An 18,129-nucleotide genomic window follows, 5' to 3' on the forward strand; every position below is an offset into this window, starting at 1 on the left:
GTTACTCATCATGATCACCTTCTGGTTCGCGGTCCTCGTCCTCGCCTGGGTGCTCTACTTCGTCCTCGAGGGCTTCGACTTCGGGGTCGGCATCCTCACCCCGGTCCTCGGGCGCGACGAGCACGAGCGGGGCGCGGCGATCCGTACCATCGGGCCGTTCTGGGACGGCAACGAGGTGTGGCTGGTCGCCGCGATCGGCGTCACCTTCGCCGCCTTCCCGGCCTGGTACGCCGCCCTGCTCTCCGCGCTCTACCTGCCGATGGTGCTGATCCTGCTGATGCTCGCGATCCGCGGCGTCGCCCTGGAGTTCCGCGGCAAACACGACTCGCCGTCCTGGCGCCGCCGCGCCGACCTGCTGCTCGCCGGCTCGTCCACCGTCATCGTGCTGCTCTGGGGCGCCGTCCTCGGGATCTTCGTGCACGGCCTCGCCCTGGGCGCCGACGGCGAGGTCACCGGCACCGGCCTGTCCCGCAGTCTCGACCCGCTGCTCACCCCGGCCGCCGGGCTCGGCGCGCTCGGCGCGCTGCTCGCCGCGGTCCTGCTCGGCGCCACGTTCCTGGCGCTGCGCACCACCGGACCGGTCCGCCGCCGGGCCCGCAGCCTCGCCCGGCACGCCGGCCTGGCCGGCGCGGTCGGCCTGCTGATCGCCGGCATCGGCACCGGATCCCGGATCGTCCTGCTCGCTGCCGTGCTGAGCTTCGGCGCCGGTGTGCTGGCCCGCCGGGCGCGCGAGGCCGCGGCGTTCGTGGCGGTCGCCGCCGGGGTGGCCGCGGGCGTCGTGACGGTCTTCCTCGCGCACGGCGACGTGGTGCTGCGCAGCACCCTCTCCGACGCCTGGAGCCTGACCCGCACCGGCGCGGCCGCCGGGCCGGAGGCGCTGAAACTGATCACGATCGCGGGAGTGATCGTGCTGCCCGGCGTCCTCGCGTACCAGATCTGGTCCTACTGGGTCTTCCGCCGCCGCGTCTCGAGCGAACGGGTGGCGTCGTGAGCCGGCCGGCGCGGGGCACGCGGGAGGATTCCGCGCAGCGCCGGGTCGCGCGCGGACCGGTCGATCCCCGGCTGCTGCGGCACGCCCGGGCCAGCCGTGCCGGAATCGCGCTGCTCACGCTGATCGGGGCCGGTCAGGCGGCCGCCACCGTGGCGCTCGCGGCCGGTCTCTGCTGGATCGTCAGCGGACCCCGGCAGAACGGGATCACGCTGCTCGCCGGGGCGTTCACCGCACGCGCCGTCCTCACCTGGGCGGAACAGGTCGTCGCCCGCCGGACCGCCGCCCGGGTCACCGGCGAACTACGCCGCTCCATGCTGGACACCGTCGCGCGGCGCGGGCCGGCGTGGGTGGCCGACTTCGGCGCGGGCCGGCTCACCACGGTCCTCGGCACCGGGCTGGACGCGCTGAAGCCCTGGTTCTCCGGGTACCTCCCGGCGCTCGCCCTCGGCGTGCTCCTCCCCCCGCTGGTCATCCTCGTGATGTCCGTCGTGGACCCGGCGTCGGCGATCATCGCGCTGCTCACGCTGCCGCTGATCCCGCTGCTCGGCGTGCTGATCGGCTGGGCCACGCAGGCCCGCGCCCGGCAGCGGTGGGCAGCCGACGCCCGGCTCGCCGGGCACTTCCTCGACGTGGTCCGCGGTCTCGCCACACTGAAGGTCTTCGGCCGGGCGGAACGCCAGATCGACGTCATCGCCGACCTCACCGACCAGCACCGGCGGGCCACCATGCGGGTGCTGCGGGTCGCGTTCCTGTCGTCCACCGCCCTTGACCTGGTCGGCACGCTGTCGGTCGGGCTGATCGCGGTGCAGGCCGGGTTGCGGGTCGCGGCCGGGTCGATGGACCTCGCGCCGGCGCTGCTGGTGATCCTGCTCGCTCCGGAGGCGTACCGGCCGCTGCGGGAGATGGCGGCCCGCTATCACGCGGCGACCGATGCGACCGCGGTGATCGCGGATGTGGATGAGGTGCTGTCGGGGGCGGCTTCCCCGGGCGGTTTCGTTTCCGCGCGCGGTGGGGCGGAAACCGCCGCGGTCGCGGCGCGGGGAGATCTTGCGGCGCGCGTCGCGCTGGTTCCGGGGGCGGCGGGCCGCTGGGGGGTACGGGTCAGCGCGCTGCGGGCCGGCTATCCCGGTGTGACGGGCAGTGCCCTCGTCCTGCCGGAGCTCGCGGTCCGGGCCGGGGAGACGGTCGCGCTGCGGGGGCCGTCCGGCGCCGGGAAGACCACGGCACTGCGAGTCCTCGCCGGGCTGCATCCCGCGGAGTCGGGCGCGATCGCCGTCGGGCGCGCGTTCTATCTGCCGCAGCGGCCGGCGCTTCCGCATGCCCGTACCGTCGCTGAGGTCTTCCCGGTGGAGGCCACGAGCGCTGACATCGACGAGGCGCTGCGGGTGGTGGGGCTGGACGGTGAGGTGACCGCGTCGACCGTGCTGGGTGAGCACGGGGGCGGGATCTCGTCGGGACAGCGGCAGCGGCTGGCGCTGGCTGCGCTGTTGCATCGGGCTTCGGTGGCGCTCGCTGAGGAGGCCGCTGCCGCGGTTGTGGAGGAGGCTGTCGGCATCGCCAGCCGGGCGGCGGGGGCGCTCGGTGACCGGGGGCTCGGTGACCGGGGGCTCGGTGACCGAGGGCTTGACAGTGCGCCTGGCGACCGAGGGCTTGACAGTGCGCCTGGTGACCGAGGGCTTGGCAGTGCGCTCGGTGATGGGGCGTCCGGGGGTGGAGCGGGGCGGACCGGGCGAGGGCGGCCGGTGGTGACGTTGCTGCTCGACGAGCCGACCGCGCATCTGGACGCGGACGCGGAGAAGCTGGTGGTGGAGCGGCTGCGGGAATTCGCGCGGCAGGGGTGTGCCGTTCTGGTGGTGGCTCATCGGCCCGCGCTTCTGGCTGCCGCCGACCGGGTGGTGGATCTCGATCCGGTGGGCGGGCGCGGCTCGGTGGGCTCGGAGGCGGGGTCGCGTGCGGCAGACCTTGGAGACCAAATGGGCACGTTGTCGGGTAGCCGGGATCGACCGGACGGTGTGAACATGGGACCCGCGGCCGGGGGTGCGGACCCGGGAGCCGGTGGGGACGGGTATGCGCGGAGGGCTGGTGAGGCGTGGGAACGGTCCAGTGCGGGGACGGCTGGTGCGGGGCGGGAACGGTTCGGCGCGGGGGCCGCTGAGGAGGGGCGGGAACGGTTCGGCGCGGGGGCCGCTGAGGAGGGGCGGGAACGGTTCGGTGTGAGGGCCGCTGAGGAAGGGCGGGAACGGTTCGGTGTGAGGGCCGCTGGTGGGGAGCGCGGTCGGTGGGGGTGGCTGCGGCGGCCGGGGACCGCGGTTGCGCTCGGGGCCGGGTCGTCGCTTGCCGGCGTGCTGCTCACCGGGGCCGCGGCGTGGCTGCTCGTGCGGGCGTCGTCGCTGCCGCCGGTGCTGACGCTCTCCGGGGCCGTGGTGCTGGTCCGGGGCAGCGCGGTCGCCCGGCCGCTGCTGCGGTACCTGGAACGGCTCGTCTCGCACGACCTGGCGTTCGCCCGGCTCGGACGGCGGCGGGCCCGGGTCTACGCCGAGCTGATCCCCCGCGTTCCGGGGCGGCTGGCGCGCCGGCGCGGTGACCTGCTCACCAAGCTCGTCGACGATGTGGACGCGCAGGTGGACGGGCTGCTGCGCGGGCGGCTCCCAGCGCTCGCGGCGGCGGCCACCGTTGCCGTCGCCGGGCTGGCCGTGTTCGTGGCCGAGCCCGCCGTCCTCGTTCCGCTCGCCGTGGGTGTGCTGGTCGCCGGGGTGCTCGCGCCGGCCGTGGCCGCCTGGCAGGCCGGCCGGCTCGACGCGGCGACCGGGACCGCACGGGCCGCCCTGCGGGACGCCCTGGTGGAAACCGTGGACGGGATCGAGGAGGTGGGGTCCGGGGCGGCGCGCATGGGCGTACCCGTCAATCGGAGCCTGACCCTCGCCCGGCTGGAGGCGCGTGCGGCGCGGGAGTCCGGCCTGGCCGCGGCGCTCGCCCACGTGGGGTGGGGGGCGGCAGTGGCCGGAACCGCGCTGGTGCTGGCCGGCGCCGACATCTCCGCGGAGTGGAGTGCGGTGCTGCTGCTCGGCATGGTGGTTCTGGGTGAGACGGTGGTGGCGCTGCCGGACGCGGCGATCGCGCGGCGTCAGGCCGCGGGGGCGGCACGGCGGGTGGACGCGCTGACGGCGGAGAAGCCTGTCGAGGCGGCGCTGGAGCCTGTCGGGGCGGCGCTGGAGCAGCCGCGGGCCGGAGCGGAACCGCAGCGAGCCGGGAGTGGTCTGCGTCGTGCCGTGACGGGAGTGGCGCGGGCCGGGAGTGGGGAGCTGCGGATCCGAGGGCTGGTGGCCGGCTGGGATCAGGAGCGGGGAGCTGTGCTGGACGGGCTCGATCTGGAGCTGGCGGCCGGGTCGCGGACCATGGTGACGGGGCGGTCCGGGTCCGGGAAGTCGACGCTGGCGGCCGTGGCCGGTGGGCTGCTCGCACCGTGGGCCGGGACCGTCGCGCTGGACGGGACGGCGGTGCTGGTGGGGGACGAGACGGGACATGTGTTCGCGTCGACCGTACGGGAGAATCTGCGTCTCGCGGCACCCGGCGCGACCGACCCGCAGCTCGTCGCGGCGCTGGACCGGGTGGGTCTCGGCGACTGGCTGGCCGGGCTGCCGGACGGGCTGGACACCTGGCTCGGGACCGGCGGGAGCACGATGTCGGGCGGGCAGCGGCGGCGGCTCGCGACCGCGCGGGCCCTCCTCGCCGATCCGGACCTGCTCATCCTGGACGAGCCGACCGAGGGGATCGACGAGGCGGGCGCCGACGCGTTGATGGCGGACCTGCTGGGCGCGGCGTCCGGGCGTACCGTGCTGGTCTTCGCGCACCGTTCCGAAGGCCGTGACCTGGTGGACCGGGTGGTGGAGCTCTCCGGGGTCAGTCCAGTCGCTCGATGATCGTCGCGTTCGCGGTGCCGCCCGCCTCGCACATGGTCTGCAGGCCGTAACGGCCGCCGGTGCGTTCCAGCACGCCGAGCAGACCGGTGGCGAGGCGGGCGCCGCTCGCGCCGAGCGGGTGACCGATGGCGATCGCGCCACCGTCCACGTTGACCTTCGCCGGGTCGGCGCCGGTCTCGGCCAGCCAGGCGAGCACCACCGAGGAGAACGCCTCGTTCACCTCGAACGCGTCGATGTCGGCGAGGGACAGCCCGGCGCGGGCGAGGACCTTCGCGGTGGCCGGGATGATGCCGGTCAGCATCATGATCGGGTCGTCGCCGGTGGCCACCGCGGTGTGGATGCGGGCGCGCGGGTGCCAGCCGTGCCGCCGGGCGACCTCGCTGGTCGTGACGAGCAGGGCGGCCGCGCCGTCGTTGACCGGGCTGGAGTTGCCGGCGGTGACCTTCCAGTCGATCGCGCCGAAGCGCTGCTCCCACACCTCCTCCCGGAACGCGGGCCGCAATCCGGCCAGTGCCGCCATGCTCGTGTCCGGGCGAATCGTCTCGTCGGTCGTGAGATCGGTCGCGAGGCCGGTGATCCGGGTGATCTGGCTCTCGAAGTGGCCGTCCCGCCAGGCCGCGGCGGCCCGGTGGTGGCTCTGCATGGCGAACTCGTCCAGCCGGGTACGGCTCAGACCCCACTTCCGGGCGATCAGCTCGGCGGCGACGCCCTGCGGGATCAGGCCGCCGGGGTAGCGCTCGGCGAGCAGCGGGCCGCCCACGTCGGCGCGCTCGCCGTCGCGGACCGCGGCGCTGCCGATCGGGATCCGGGACATCGACTCGACGCCGGAGGCGATCACCACGTCGTAGCCGCCGGAGATCACGCCCTGGGCGGCGAACGTGAGCGCCTGCTGGCTGCTGCCGCACTGGCGGTCGACGGTCACGCCGGGCACCGACTCGGCGAAGCCCGCGGCGAGGGCGGAGAGGCGGGCCACGTTGCCGGTCTGCTCCCCCACCTGGCCGACGGTTCCGCTGATCACGTCGTCAATGAGGTCTTCCGTACCGTAAGGGGTTATTTGTGCGCGTTCGGCCAGCGCGCGCAGGACATGGGCGTGCAGAGTTACGGGGTGGACGGCGGCGTACGCGCCGGTGGGCTTGCCCTTGGCTACCGGCGTGCGTACCGCGTCGACGATGACGGCGTCTCGCATGGCTACTCCCCTGGCGGGTTAACGGACCGATCGGTCCGAGTCTAAAGTCCGGATGGACTGATCGGTCCGTTAAACTGGTCACCATGGCACGTACGCCCACGCCGGGCACCCGCGACACGATCCTGACCGCCGCCGCCGGCCTCTTCTACGAGTACGGCGTCCGCGCCGTCGGCATGGCCCAGGTCGTCGAGGTGGCCGGGTGCGGCAAGAACCTGCTCTACCGGCACTTCCCCAGCAAGGCCGAGCTGGCCGCGGCCTACCTCGACCTGGTCCGGCGCGAGCGCGCCCAGTCCGCCGGCGAGGCGCTGCGCTGGGCCGGCACCCCGGCCGACCGGCTGATCGCCCTGGTCAGCGAGATCGCCGACTGGGTGCGGCGGCCCGGGTACCGCGGTTGCGCCTTCCGGAACTACCTGACCGAGTTCCCCGGCGAGGACGACGAGCCGGCCCGGGTCGCCAAGACCTACCTGGCCGACACGCGCGCCGAGGTGGACCGGCTGGTGGGGCAGCTCGGGGTGCCCGAGCCGGAGCTGCTGGCCGCCCGGATCTGGCTGATCGTGAACGGGCTGTACGCGAGCACCCCGGAGCAGGCGCCGACCGCCGTCGCGTGGGTGAAGGAGCTGGTGACCGAGCTGGTGACCGCGCACCGCTGAGGGATCACTCTCCGTCCAGCAGGTCGAGCACCTCCTCCTCGGCCTTCTCCCGGGGCTCGCCGGGCTCGACGCCGGCGACCCGGCCCTGTTCGTAGTGCTCGATGACGCGCGGGTCGACGTAGGAGTTGCGGGCGACCGTGGGCGTGTTGCCGAGCATGCCGGCCACCTCCCGCATCGCGTTCGCGACCGCCTTCTGCCGCTTCGCCTTCGTGGGCTGCGGTCCCGCCTCGGCCAGCTCGGTGGCGGCCTTCACGGTGCCGTGCCAGGTGCGGAAGTCCTTCGCGGTCATCTGCTCGCCGCTGATGTCGCGCAGATAGTCGTTTATCGCGTCGGCGCGGATCTCCTGCCAGCGGCGGGACGCCCGGTCCCAGTACGCGAAGAGCCGCTGCTCGCCGCGGCGGCGGCGCTTGAGGTCGCGCAGCACCGCGCAGACCTCGCCGTCGCCGACCGTCGTCGCGTGGTCGACCCCGGACTTGCCGCGGAACTCCAGCAGGACGCAGCCGCCCTTCGTACGGACGTGATCGGGGCGCAGCGTGGAGAGGCCGAAGGACGGGTCCTCCTCGCGGTCCGCGTACTGGTCGCTGCCGATCCGGAACATGCCCATGTCGAGCATCCGGACGATCGCCGCGAGCACGCGCTCCCGGGTCAGGCCGCGGGCGCCGGTCAGGTCGGCGCAGAGCCGCTCGCGGACCTCCGGCAGCCGCTCGGCGATCTCCAGGGCGTGGTCGAACTTCGCCTGATCCTGCTGCCGGCGCCACTGCGGGTGATAGAGGTACTGCTTGCGGCCGGCCGCGTCCACGCCGGTGGCCTGGATGTGGCCGCGCGGATCCGGTGAGATCCAGACGTCCTGCCAGGCCGGCGGGATGACGAGCGACCGGATCCGGGCGACGTCCTCGGCGTCGGAGAGCCGGCTGCCGTCCCGGTCGAGATAGGTGAAACCTTTTCCGGACCGGCGGCGGCCGAATCCGGGTTTACCGAGGTCACTGCGACGCAGCTTCATATGGGGTCTCGGATTTCAGGGAGGGGCGTACGAGGGGTGTCACAGAGGTGGGGTGTCTCCTATCGGGGTGCTCGCTGCACCTCCTCCGCGGCGGCCAGGACCTCGTCCACGGTGACCGCGAGGAGGGCGGGATGCACCGGGCCGGGCAGGTCGCCGCGCTCGCTGCGGGTGCCGTGCCAGATCGGGCGATGCCACGGCCGGTCCTCGGGCGGGCCCCAGCGGGCCGGGGAGACCGGGCCGAACAGGGTCACCGAAGGGGTCCGGTAACCGGTCGCCAGGTGGGCGATGCCGGTGTCGCCGCTGATCACCAGGCGGGCGCCGGCGACCAGGGCGAGGAGCTCGGTCAGGCTGGTGCGGGCGACGGCTCCGGGGCCCAGTCCGGCTGCTTCGCTCACCCGTACACACATGTCCTGCTCCGCGGCGGAACCGGTGATCAGCACGCGGTGGCCCGCCGAGCGCAACCGGCGGGCGACGGACGCGTAGCGGTCCGGAGGCCACCGCCGGGCCGGCGATTTCGCACCCGGATGGATGATCGTCACGCCCCGGGTCACCTCCGCGTCGGGCGCCGCAAGATCAAGATCTTCAGGATCACAGGGTACGCCGTAATAGCGCACCAGCCGGCACCAGCGATGAACCTCGTGCTCCTCGTCGAGCCAGCCCGGGCCGTCCTGATGGCCGGCCGGCCGGTTCGCGAACGCCCAGAGCTTGCCGGGACGCAGGGCCTGGAGCTGCCGATGCGACTCCGGGCCGGAGCCGTGCAGGTTCGCCGCGATCTGCGGGTTCGCTGGGGCGCCGGTCAGGGGTTCCAGCTCGGTCGCCGGGATGATCCGGTCGATGGCGGCGCCGTGCCCGCTGCCGTTCATGGGCCCGCCCCCGATGGCCTCGACCAGCGGGGTCAGCCAGGGCGGGGTCGCCAGACACAGCGTCTCGCCGGGGAAAGCGGCCCGGAGCCCGCGCAGGGCGGGCGCCGAGGCCGCGAGATCTCCCACGCCGAGCGCGCGAAGGATCAGGATCACGGGTACGAGGTCTCCATCTCCGCCGCCACGACCAGCTCCCGGACCGCACAGCCGGCCGGCTGGCTGAGCGCGAAGAGCACCGCCGACGCCACGTTCGCGGGATCGTTGAGGATCGCGTCCGGGCCCGGCTTGTACTTGTCGTCGCGCTCGTCGAAGAACTTGGTCCGCATGCCGCCCGGGATCAGCAGCGTGACGTTCACCTGACCGGCCAGCTCGGCGGCGAGCGCCCGGGTGAAGCCGACCACGCCGAACTTCGCGGCACAGTACGCGGTCGCGTCGCTGACCGCCTTGATCCCCAGCGTGGACGAGATCGTGACGACCCCGCCGTGGGACTGCTTGAGGGCGGGGAGCGCGGCCCGGATCACGGCCGCCGTGGCGAGCAGGTCGATCGCCACGATCCGGTCCCAGGTCTCGCCGGGGATGTCGGCCAGCGCACCGGGGACGTCCATGCCGGCCGCGGTCACCACACCGTCGACGCTGCCGCCGGCCCGCTCGATCAGGTCGCGGGTGGCCTGCTCCGCCGCCCGGGTGTCGGCCAGGTCGCACTCGATCCACTCGACGCCGTCCTTCGGCGGCTGCCGGTCGATCACGAACGGGCGGCCGCCCGCCTTGATCACGGCGTCGACGACGGCGGCGCCGAGGCCGCTCGATCCACCGGTGACGATCACTGCGTCCACTTCACTGTCCTCCAGCTTGTGCGGCTTGCATGGTCTTTGCTGCCTGGATGGTTTTTGCTGCCGAGATGGTCTTTGCTGCCTGGATGGTCTTGGTCGTGGAGCGGCCGTCCAGATAGGGGACGATCACGGTCTGGCCGCCCCAGCGCTTCATCAGCTCGGCCTCCGGCATCTCCGGGCCGCCGTCGGCGTAGTCGCCGCCCTTCACCCAGATGTCCGGCCGCAGCCAGGCCAGCATCGCCTCCGGGGTGGGCTCGTCGAAGACCACGACGGCGTCGACGCAGTCCAGGGCGGCGAGCAGCCGGGCCCGGTCGGACTCGGTGTTGAGGGGACGGTCCGGGCCCTTCAGCCGGCGGACCGAGTCGTCGCTGTTCAGGCAGACGATCAGGCAGTCGCCGAGGCTGCGGGCGGCCCGCAGGGTGGCGAGGTGGCCGGTGTGCAGCAGGTCGAAGCAGCCGCCGGTCGCGACGATCGTGCCGCCGGACGCGCGGACCCGTGCGACGACCTCGGACGCAGCGGTCTCGCTCGTCTCCCCGGCGCCCTGCCGGGGAAGGTCGCCGGCGGTCTTGTCACCGGACACGTAGGCACTGGCCGCGTCGACCGCCTGCTGGACCGCCTCGGAGACCAGGGCGCCGTTCGCCAGGGCGATCGCCGCCGTGGCCGCGAAACTGTCACCGGCCCCGCACGTGTCACCGGCGCTCACCCGCGGCGCCGGCACCACCAGCGGCGTCGGCCCGGAATGGCAGAGCACCGCGCCGCGTGCGCCGCACGTCACCACCACGGCGCCGGCACGCCAGCGCTGCCGGAGCTGGTGACCGGAGCGGCGCGCGGCCGACAGCTTCGAGCCGTTGCCGGCGTCACCGGAGAGCCGCAGCGCCTCCGACTCGTTCGGCGTCACCAGGCGCACGTTCGCGACCGGGGGCGGGCCGTTCGGGTGCGGGTCCCAGACCACCGGCGCCTTCGCCTCCTCCAGCGCCGCCCGCAGCGCCGGGTGCCGGGCGACACCCCGGCCGTAGTCGCTGACCAGGATCGCGGCGGCGTCCCGGAGCACGTCCAGGACCGCGATCGGGGCGTCGCCGGGCGGGACGGGCGGGCCGCCCCGGTCCAGGCGCAGCAGCACCTGGCCGGCGGCGCGCAGCCGTACCTTCTCCGGCGTGGCGCCGGGCAGCGGGAGCGGGTACACCTCGACGCCCGCCTCGGTGAGCAGCCGCGTGAGCCGGGCGCCGGGCTCGTCAGCGGCGATGGCGGTCACGAGGCTCACCTCGTACCCCTGACGTCGCGCCAGCAGGGCCGCAAGGCCGGCGCCGCCCGGTCGTTCCTGGACGCTCTCCTCGTCGAGGACGGGCGCCGGGGCGTCCGGGGCGATGCGGCGCACGCTGCCGTCGACATCGCGGTCGAGCAGCGTGTCGCCGACGATCACGAGCCTCATACCGTGACCATCTCCCTCTGTCCCGGCTGGCCCTGTCCCGGCTCTTTTCCCGGCTGTGCCGTGTAGGGGATCAGGTGCTGGTCGATGTACTCGCACATCACGTGCACGGCGACCAGATGCAGCTCCTGCACCACCTGGCTGTCCTCGGACGGGCAGCGCAACACCTCGTCGCAGGCGTCGGCGAGCGGGTTCGGCGCCTGGCCGACCATCGCCCAGGTGTGCACGCCGATCTCCTTCGCGGCGCGGGCCGCGGTGACCAGATTCGGGCTGCGGCCGCTCGTGGAGAGCAGCAGCAGCACGTCGTCGCGGCGGCCGTGCGCCCGCACCTGGCGGGCGAAGACCTCCTCGAAGCCGTAGTCGTTGCTGATCGCGGTGACCGCCGACGAGTCCGGGGTGAGCGCGATCGCGGAGAGCGGCATCCGCTCGCCGCGTAACCGGCCGACCAGCTCGGCGGCGAGATGCTGGGCCTCCGCCGCGCTCCCGCCGTTGCCGGCGACCAGCAGGCGGCCGCCCCGGCCCAGGTGGTGGGCGAGGCGGGCGCCCCACTCCTCGAGGCGGCCGGCCTGCTTGCGGAACGGCGCGATCGCCGCCTCCAGGCCGGCCAGATGATCTTCCAGGGGGTTCACGCGGCTACCTCCAGGTCGGCAACAGTCGAGTAGACAGCGGTCAGGCGTTCGGCGATGCGGGGCCAGGAGTACGACGCGGCGGCACGGTCCTCGGCGGCGGCCGCGTACGCGAACCGGCGCACCTCCTCGTTGACCAGCCGGCGGAGCGCGGCGGCGAGCGAGCGCGGGTCACGGGGCGGCACCAGGTCACCGGTCACGCCGTCGACCACGGTGTCGGTGAGCCCGCCGACCGCGGTCGCCACCACCGGCACACCACAGGCCATCGCTTCCAGGGGGGTGAGGCCGAACGGCTCGTACCACGGGGTGGCGGCGACCACGTCGGCCGAGCGGTACCAGAGCGGCATCTCGTGGGCCGGGACCGCGCCGGCGAGACGGACCCGGTCGGCGACCCGGCACCTTTCGGCCAGGGCGCGCAGGCGGCGCGCGTACGGCTCGTCGTCCAGCCGGTCCGCGGGTGGGCCGCCGACCACGACCAGCTCGGCGCCGGGAACCGCGGCCAGCGCGCGGATCGTGTCCTCGACACCCTTGCGCTCGACCAGCCGGGCCACCGTGAGGATCCGGGCCATCCCGGGCGTCCGCGGCGCGACCGGCCCGCGCGGGCTGAACCGCTCGGTGTTCACCCCGGACGGCACCAGGTTCATCGCCGACCGTGGCACCCCGAGCCGGAGCAGTTCGGCGATCTCGTCGCGGCACTGCACGATCACCCGGTCGGCGGTCCGGCCGATGTGCCGCTCGTAGGAGACCCGGCCCTGCGGGCTGGTGTCCGCCTCACCCTGGTGGCGGCGCTTCACCGAACCCAGGGCGTGGAACGTCTGCACCACCGGGACCCCGCAGGCCCGGCCGGCGTCCAGGGCGGCCAGCCCGCTCATCCAGAAGTGCGCGTGCGCCACGTCCGGGCGCCACTCGTCACGCCAGTCCGCGGCCATCCACTCGGCGAACTGCCCCATGAACGGCAGCAGCTCGTCCTTCGGCAGCACCTCCACCGGCCCGGCGGGGACGTGCACCACGTCGACCCGCTCCCCCATCGGCACCACCGTGGGGAGATCCGGGCTGTCCCGGCGGGTGTAGACGCGTACCTCGTGTCCCTGGGTTGCCAGCGCGGCGGCGAGCTCGGCGACGTGCGAGTTCTGCCCACCGGCGTCGACCCCGCCGAGCGCCGCGAGCGGGCTCGCGTGTTCCGAGATCATCGCGATGCGCATGTTTCCTCCTCCAGCAGCCGGTCCCAGTCGGCGAGGAACCGGTCGAGCCCGTACTTGGCGAGAGCCACCTGGCGGGCGCGTTCGCCCATGCGCGCGGCGGCGTCCGGCTCGTCGATCAGCCACTGCGCGGCCTCGACGAGGGTGTCCACCCTGGTGGCGAGCACGCCGGCGTCCGGTGGGACGGCGGCGACCGCCTCGGTGGTGGCGAGCGCGACCACCGGCATGCCCATCTGCATCGCCTCGATCAGGCTCAGCCCGAGCGAGGTCCAGCGGCAGAGGTGCAGGTAGGCGCGGCGGCGGGCCACCTCGGTGTGCATCACGTGCTGGGGCGGGTCGTCGAAGGCGGTCACGCCTTCCAAACCGGCCATGCCCTCCAGACCGGTGACCCCCATCCCGAACACGTCCAGGGGCGCCACCGTCGCGAACCGTCCGAACAGATCGGTGCCGGTCACCCGGCCCCGGCGGACCGGGTCGTTGGTGACGATCGCGAGCCGTTCCAGCTCACCGGTCCAGCGGGCCTTCGGCTCCACGATGCCGTGGTCGATCACGGTGGTGCGGGTGGCGCCGGTGTCCCAGAACAGGTCGTTGAAGTCGGTGACGTGCGCGATCAGCAGGTCGTCGCGATCGGCGAGCGGGTGCCGGCTGTCAGGGACGTTCCCGTCCTTCGGGGTGTTGTGCTCCACGTAGATCACCGGCACGTGCGGCGGGATCAGGTCGAGCTCCTCGGGTCGCTGCGCGATCGCGACGTCGATGTCCCTGATCTCTTCGAGGGGCAGCTCCTCGACCGTGTCCGGCCAGTCGAAGGTGCGGGCACGGCCCCGGCCCCACTCGTCCCGGGCCGGGTTCACCGGCACCAGGTAGCGGTGCTTGCCCTGGACGAAGGATGTCGTCCAGGAGCCGTGGACGTGCCAGAGAAGGATGTTCACGCAGCCACCTCGCCGAATAATGGTTTCGTGGGCGTCACGCCGATCCGGCGCAACGCGTGCAGGACGTCCTGCGGCTCGATCCGGGACAGGCAGGGATGACCGGGGACCGGGCAGCGGGTCGCGCGGGTGTCGCGACAGGCCGCGGCGGCGTCACCGAGCCGCACGGCGGGAACCCGGTAGGGCCCCCACCTCAGATAGGGGACGGTCGGGGCGAACAGGCTGATGACCGGTGTTCCGACGGCCGCGGCCAGGTGCGCCGGGCCGGTGTTGCCGACGATCACGCAGGCGGCGCCGGCGATCAGCTCGGCGAGACCGGCCATCGAGGTCGGCCCGGCGTCGACGCCGGACGTGCCCGCGACGTAGGAGGCCAGCCGCCGCTCCCCCGGCCCGCCGGTCACCAGCACCTCATGCCCGGCGGCGGCCAGCGCGGCGACGATCCGGCGCATGTTCTCCGGAGGGCAGGAGCGGGCCTCCACGCTGGCGCCGGGATGGACGACGACGTACCGGGTCCGGGATGTCGGCGCGGGCTTCGGCGCGGCGACGGACACCCGCAGGCCTCCGTCGTCACCGTCGGGCAGCGCGAACCCCGCCGCTGCCGCGACGCTGCGGGCACGTTCCGCTTCCGGCAGACCATCGGGTACGCGGTGACGCACGTCCAGCAGCGAGCCGGGATAGTCGTCGCTGATCGCGGTGATCCGCCCGACGCCGGCCATCCGCAGCAGCAGGGCCAGCGGGAGAGCCGACTGGTGGAACGAGGTGAAGACCACCGCCTCCTCGGCGCCGGTGGCCCGCAGCCGCTCGGTGAGAGCGCGCATGTCGTCCGGGTCGACCGGGCCCGGCTCGGGGTCGATCCAGGGCAGCCGCCACTCGATGATCTCGTCGACGCCGGGGAGCAGTTCGGCGGCGGCCCGGCCACGGGGGCCGCAGAGCAGCACCACCCGGTCGGCGCCGGCGGCGATCGCCCGGATCCCCGGGCCGGTGACCAGCATGTCGCCGGCCGAATCCGACCGCACCGCGAGGACCGTGCCGGCCCGGCCGGTGCTTCTCGGGTCCGTGTCACTCGGGCCGGCGCCGGTCGGGCCGGTGGGGCGGGGAGCCGGGGTGAGCAGCGCCTGGCGTCGGAGGATCACGTCGGCCGCCTCGGCGAGATCGGCCGCCGTCTCCGGCGCCGCGGCCACCTCGGCCGGCAGGGTGATCGCGGTGGGCACCATGATGCCGGCGGCGCCGGCGGCGAGCGCGGCCTCCATGTCGCGGCCGATGTCGCCGACCACCACGCAGCGGCGGGCCGTGGTGCCGAGCGCGGCCGCCGCCGCGTCGACCAGGCCGGGCGCGGGCTTGCGGCACGGACAGCCGGCGCTGTCGTCGTGCGGGCACACCTGCCAGGTGTCGAACGGTCCCAGCAGGTCCTCGATCCGGCGGTGCACGGCGGTGAGCTGGTCGCCGGTGAAGTAGCCCCGGGCCAGCCCGGACTGGTTGGTGACCACGCCGAGGCGCAGCCCGGCGGCGCGCAGCCGGTCGAGGGCCTCCCGGGCGCCCGGCATCGGCTGCACCCGGTCCGGGTCGCCGTTGTAGGGGACGTCGACCACGAGCGTGCCGTCCCGGTCGAAGAGCACCGCGTCGAACAGAGCCGTCACCGGTGGGCCTCCGTGAGATCCCGGGTTCCCGTGACCGTCGTGTCCACGGCTCGCCTCGCCGGGGACTGCCCGTCGCTGGTCACGTTGGGCGGGATCGGCTCCGCGCCGCGCCACCGGGCCCAGCCTCGAAGCCAGTGGGCCACCGCGACCGGCGGGATCGCGGCGCTGGTCAGCAGCATCGTGGTGACCTCGCGGCGGTCGCGCGGCCCGGGTGCGATGCGGGCCGCGGCGAACTCGGCGGTTCCGGCTGCCCAGACCAGGCCGGCGAGCGCGGCGACGGCCGTGAACGGGCGGTGACCGGTGACCAGGCGGGCGGCGGCAGCGGTCAGGGCGGCGGCGCCGGCGGCGGTCACCGCGGCGTGCCGGCGACGGCGGCCGGGCGGGATCTCCAGGACGGCACGCCAGCGTGGACCGTAGAGGTGGCGCAGCAGCGCGTCGTCGGCGTTGCCCCGCTGGGTCCGGACGCTCACCCAGCGGCTCTCCCCCCGTACCGGATGGGTTGTCTCTCGAAGGCCGCGCCGGAGCAGGAAGCCGGCCTCCCGCACGCGGTGCGCAAGCTCCGCGTCCTCGCGGAAAGCGCGCGGCAGGCGCTCGTCGAAACCGCCGGTCAGGGCCAGCGCGGACCGGCGGTAGGCCATGTCCGCGGTGATCCACTCGCCGTCGGCGAGGGCCGCGGTGACCCGTTCCCAGTCGGTCGGCCGGCGGCCGGGGGTCAGCGGGACACGCAGCGTGGCCTGCACTCCCCCGACGTCGGGTCCGGCGTCGCGGAGATCGGCGGCCAGCTGCTGCGCCCAGTCGTCGCCGGGCAGCACGTCGTCGTCGAGGAAGACCACCCACTCGGTGCGGGCGGCCCGCCAGCCCACGTTGCGGGCCGCAGCCGGGCCGGCGGCGCGGCCGGGAAGGACACGCACGTGCGGGGGAAGGTCCAGCGGCGCCGCGCGGGGGTCCGCACGGTCGTCGACCACCAGGGTCGGTGTCCCCTCCGGCAGGGCGGCGACCAGCTCGAACAGGCTCGGCCGGCCGAGCGTCGGGATGACGACGGTGACGTCCGTCATCGGCGCGCCCCTGAGGTGCCGGTCTCGTTCGATCCTGTCTTTTTCGATCCTTCTTCGATCGGACCCGGCTCGAAGGTGGTCGCGCGGTGCACGGCGAACGGGCCGATCGCGAGCAGATCCACCGGCGCCGAGCCGAACAGCTCCAGCGCCTCCCGGGGCGTGTCCACCATCGGGCGCCCGGCCGTGTTCAAGGACGTGTTGACGACCACCGGAAGGCCGGTCTGCCGCTCGAACTCGGCGAGCATCTCCGCCACGATCGGCTCGGTCTCGGCGTGCACGGTCTGCACCCGGGCCGTGCCGTCGACATGGGTGACCGCCGGGATCCGGTCCCGCCAGTGCGGCTTCACCTTGTGCACGAAGAGCATGTACGGGCTCGGATAGACGCCTTCGAAGATCTCGTCGAAGCGTTCGGCCAGGACCATCGGCGCGATCGGGCGGAACTGCTCGCGGCCCTTCACGTCGTTCATCCGGGTCTGGGTGTGCGCGTCGCCGGGGTGCGCGAGCAGCGAACGGTGGCCGAGGGCGCGCGGGCCGTACTCACTGCGGCCCTGGTACCAGGCGACGATGCCGTTGCCGGCGAGGACCCGGGCCGCCTCGTGCGCGATCGACGCCGGCCGGGTGTACGGCACCGCGGCCCGCTTCAGCTCCGCCTCCAGCTCCTCGTCGCTCCAGCCCCGGCCGAGCGCGGCGGTGCCGAACGGGACATGCTCCCGGCCGAGCGAGAGCGCCGCGCCGAGGGCGGTGCCCGCGTCGCCGGCCGCCGGCTGGACCCAGACCCGCTCGAACGGGCCCTCGGCGGCGATCCGGGCGTTCGCCACGCAGTTGAGGGCGGTGCCGCCGGCCATCGTCAGCGTCGTCAGTCCGCCGGACGCCTCGAAGGTCCAGCGGGCCAGGTCGAGCAGCACCTCCTCGAGGCGGACCTGCACGCTGGAGGCCAGGTCGGCGTGGGCCTCGGTCATCTCGCCGTCGGCGGCACGCGCCTTCGCGAGGGCGTCCCAGTCGATGCGTTCGACGGTGAAGCCGCCGTCGTCGTTGGCGTGGACCAGCTCACGCAGGAGTCCGAGGAACTTGGGCCGGCCGTAGGAGGCGAGGGCCATCACCTTGTACTCGTCGCTGGAGTGCATGAAGCCCAGGTGCCGGGTGAGATCCTCGTAGAGCAGACCCAGCGAGTGCGGCAGCTCCTGGCTCTTGAAGACCTCCAGCTGCCCGTCGCGGTACGCGCCGGCCAGGTGGCTGGCGGACTCGCCGCGCCCGTCCAGCACCAGCACCGCGTTCTGTTCGGGGACGCTCAGCCCGGCGGAGGCGGCGTGCGCGACGTGGTGCGGCACGAACCGGACCTGCTCCGGGTCGAGGCCGGGCAGCGCCGTCGCGAGGAACTGGGGCGCCCGTCGTGCGTAGTCGACGCGCAGGTGGTCCCAGGGGTCGCCCAGGCCCAGCTGCTGCGCGTCGCCGCAGAGCGCCGGATCGAAGGAGTAGGCGACCGCGTCCAGGTCACCCGGTTTGAGCCCGGCAGCCTCCAGGCACCAGGCGGCGGAGAGCTCCGGGAGCTCCCACGCGGAGAACGGCACCGGCCGCTTGCCGTGCTTGCGCCGGCTGAACCGTTCCTCCTCCGCTGCCGCAACCACGCGTCCGTCGACGACCAGTGCGGCCGAGGGATCGTGGAAGATCGCGTTGACGCCAAGTACTCGCATGGCGCGCCGGATACCCCGTATTTTTGCGTCTATTCAAATGATCATCGACTTCTCCCCGAAAGATCAGTCCTTTCTGAAAAATGCGCATGACCTGCACTGATAGGTGGCACTATTTGCGGCCTGCCAAGTTTT

At 74.0% G+C, this 18,129-nt stretch carries 14 protein-coding genes; 3 read left to right on the top strand and 11 right to left on the bottom strand.

Translation table 11 applies throughout. The features are described 5' to 3' along the window. Positions 1 to 10 precede the first annotated feature (10 nt). Together cydB and cydC are read left to right on the top strand one after the other, a co-directional pair. Positions 11 to 991 carry a cytochrome d ubiquinol oxidase subunit II gene (cydB, locus tag AMIS_RS24605; RefSeq protein WP_014445114.1) on the top strand — a complete coding sequence of 327 codons (981 nt, stop codon included), beginning with the start codon at positions 11 to 13 and terminating at the stop codon, positions 989 to 991. Further along, positions 988 to 4,911, top strand: coding sequence for a thiol reductant ABC exporter subunit CydC (cydC, locus tag AMIS_RS44240; RefSeq protein ID WP_014445115.1), 3,924 nt, complete (start codon positions 988 to 990; stop codon positions 4,909 to 4,911). Before cydB ends, cydC begins: the two co-directional genes overlap by 4 nt. Here cydC and AMIS_RS24615 read toward each other — a convergent pair. Then, on the bottom strand, positions 4,892 to 6,097 hold the full coding sequence (locus AMIS_RS24615) for a thiolase family protein (protein WP_014445116.1): 1,206 nt from the start codon (positions 6,095 to 6,097) through the stop codon (positions 4,892 to 4,894). The genes cydC and AMIS_RS24615 overlap by 20 nt on opposite strands. An 83-nt stretch (positions 6,098 to 6,180) precedes the next feature. Between AMIS_RS24615 and AMIS_RS24620 the strand changes: the two genes are divergently transcribed. Beyond that, the gene (locus AMIS_RS24620; protein ID WP_014445117.1) at positions 6,181 to 6,747 is read left to right on the top strand and encodes a TetR/AcrR family transcriptional regulator; all 567 of its coding nucleotides are present in this window, start codon (positions 6,181 to 6,183) and stop codon (positions 6,745 to 6,747) included. Between the two features lie 4 nt (positions 6,748 to 6,751). Here the strand turns inward: AMIS_RS24620 and AMIS_RS24625 are convergent, their stop codons facing one another. The 10 genes from AMIS_RS24625 to AMIS_RS24670 are packed head-to-tail and all read right to left on the bottom strand — an operon-like array spanning position 6,752 to position 17,997. Further along, the gene (locus AMIS_RS24625) at positions 6,752 to 7,747 is read right to left on the bottom strand and encodes a DNA topoisomerase IB (protein WP_014445118.1); all 996 of its coding nucleotides are present in this window, start codon (positions 7,745 to 7,747) and stop codon (positions 6,752 to 6,754) included. Positions 7,748 to 7,806: 59 nt separating this feature from the next. Next, positions 7,807 to 8,763, bottom strand: a complete 957-nt coding sequence (locus tag AMIS_RS24630; RefSeq protein ID WP_014445119.1) for a glycosyltransferase family 9 protein — start codon at positions 8,761 to 8,763, stop codon at positions 7,807 to 7,809. Beyond that, positions 8,760 to 9,440 carry an SDR family oxidoreductase gene (locus tag AMIS_RS24635; protein WP_014445120.1) on the bottom strand — a complete coding sequence of 227 codons (681 nt, stop codon included), beginning with the start codon at positions 9,438 to 9,440 and terminating at the stop codon, positions 8,760 to 8,762. The genes AMIS_RS24630 and AMIS_RS24635 overlap by 4 nt, the downstream gene beginning before the upstream one ends. 1 nt (position 9,441) lies before the next feature. After that, complete coding sequence (locus AMIS_RS24640; protein ID WP_051042124.1) at positions 9,442 to 10,866, bottom strand: PfkB family carbohydrate kinase; 1,425 nt, start codon at positions 10,864 to 10,866, stop codon at positions 9,442 to 9,444. After that, complete coding sequence (locus AMIS_RS24645) at positions 10,863 to 11,492, bottom strand: D-sedoheptulose-7-phosphate isomerase (RefSeq protein ID WP_014445122.1); 630 nt, start codon at positions 11,490 to 11,492, stop codon at positions 10,863 to 10,865. Before AMIS_RS24645 ends, AMIS_RS24640 begins: the two co-directional genes overlap by 4 nt. Continuing rightward, positions 11,489 to 12,691 (bottom strand): glycosyltransferase, encoded by a 1,203-nt coding sequence (locus tag AMIS_RS24650; protein WP_014445123.1) that lies wholly within the window; start codon positions 12,689 to 12,691, stop codon positions 11,489 to 11,491. Before AMIS_RS24650 ends, AMIS_RS24645 begins: the two co-directional genes overlap by 4 nt. Next, positions 12,676 to 13,617, bottom strand: a complete 942-nt coding sequence (locus tag AMIS_RS24655) for a glycosyltransferase (protein WP_014445124.1) — start codon at positions 13,615 to 13,617, stop codon at positions 12,676 to 12,678. The genes AMIS_RS24650 and AMIS_RS24655 overlap by 16 nt, the downstream gene beginning before the upstream one ends. Then, positions 13,614 to 15,365: an HAD-IIIA family hydrolase gene (locus tag AMIS_RS24660; protein ID WP_386934563.1), complete on the bottom strand. Its 1,752-nt coding sequence runs from the start codon at positions 15,363 to 15,365 to the stop codon at positions 13,614 to 13,616. Before AMIS_RS24660 ends, AMIS_RS24655 begins: the two co-directional genes overlap by 4 nt. Further along, positions 15,248 to 16,306, bottom strand: coding sequence for a glycosyltransferase family 2 protein (locus AMIS_RS24665; RefSeq protein ID WP_014445126.1), 1,059 nt, complete (start codon positions 16,304 to 16,306; stop codon positions 15,248 to 15,250). The genes AMIS_RS24660 and AMIS_RS24665 overlap by 118 nt, the downstream gene beginning before the upstream one ends. Next, positions 16,303 to 17,997 carry a carbamoyltransferase family protein gene (locus AMIS_RS24670; protein ID WP_014445127.1) on the bottom strand — a complete coding sequence of 565 codons (1,695 nt, stop codon included), beginning with the start codon at positions 17,995 to 17,997 and terminating at the stop codon, positions 16,303 to 16,305. Before AMIS_RS24670 ends, AMIS_RS24665 begins: the two co-directional genes overlap by 4 nt. Between the last annotated feature and the right edge of the window lie 132 nt (positions 17,998 to 18,129).

This window comes from Actinoplanes missouriensis 431 (assembly GCF_000284295.1).
Classification (GTDB): Bacteria; Actinomycetota; Actinomycetes; order Mycobacteriales; family Micromonosporaceae; genus Actinoplanes; species Actinoplanes missouriensis.

What these genes read in the sequence shown, in the direction of transcription:
- AMIS_RS24625 (WP_014445118.1), bottom strand. Translation starts at nt 7,747, where the DNA reads ATGAAGCTGCGTCGCAGTGACCTCGGTAAACCCGGATTCGGCCGCCGC.
- AMIS_RS24640 (WP_051042124.1), bottom strand. Translation starts at nt 10,866, where the DNA reads ATGAGGCTCGTGATCGTCGGCGACACGCTGCTCGACCGCGATGTCGAC.
- AMIS_RS24615 (WP_014445116.1), bottom strand. Translation starts at nt 6,097, where the DNA reads ATGCGAGACGCCGTCATCGTCGACGCGGTACGCACGCCGGTAGCCAAG.
- AMIS_RS24670 (WP_014445127.1), bottom strand. Translation starts at nt 17,997, where the DNA reads ATGCGAGTACTTGGCGTCAACGCGATCTTCCACGATCCCTCGGCCGCA.
- AMIS_RS24650 (WP_014445123.1), bottom strand. Translation starts at nt 12,691, where the DNA reads ATGCGCATCGCGATGATCTCGGAACACGCGAGCCCGCTCGCGGCGCTC.
- AMIS_RS24620 (WP_014445117.1), top strand. Translation starts at nt 6,181, where the DNA reads ATGGCACGTACGCCCACGCCGGGCACCCGCGACACGATCCTGACCGCC.
- AMIS_RS24665 (WP_014445126.1), bottom strand. Translation starts at nt 16,306, where the DNA reads ATGACGGACGTCACCGTCGTCATCCCGACGCTCGGCCGGCCGAGCCTG.
- cydB (WP_014445114.1), top strand. Translation starts at nt 11, where the DNA reads ATGATCACCTTCTGGTTCGCGGTCCTCGTCCTCGCCTGGGTGCTCTAC.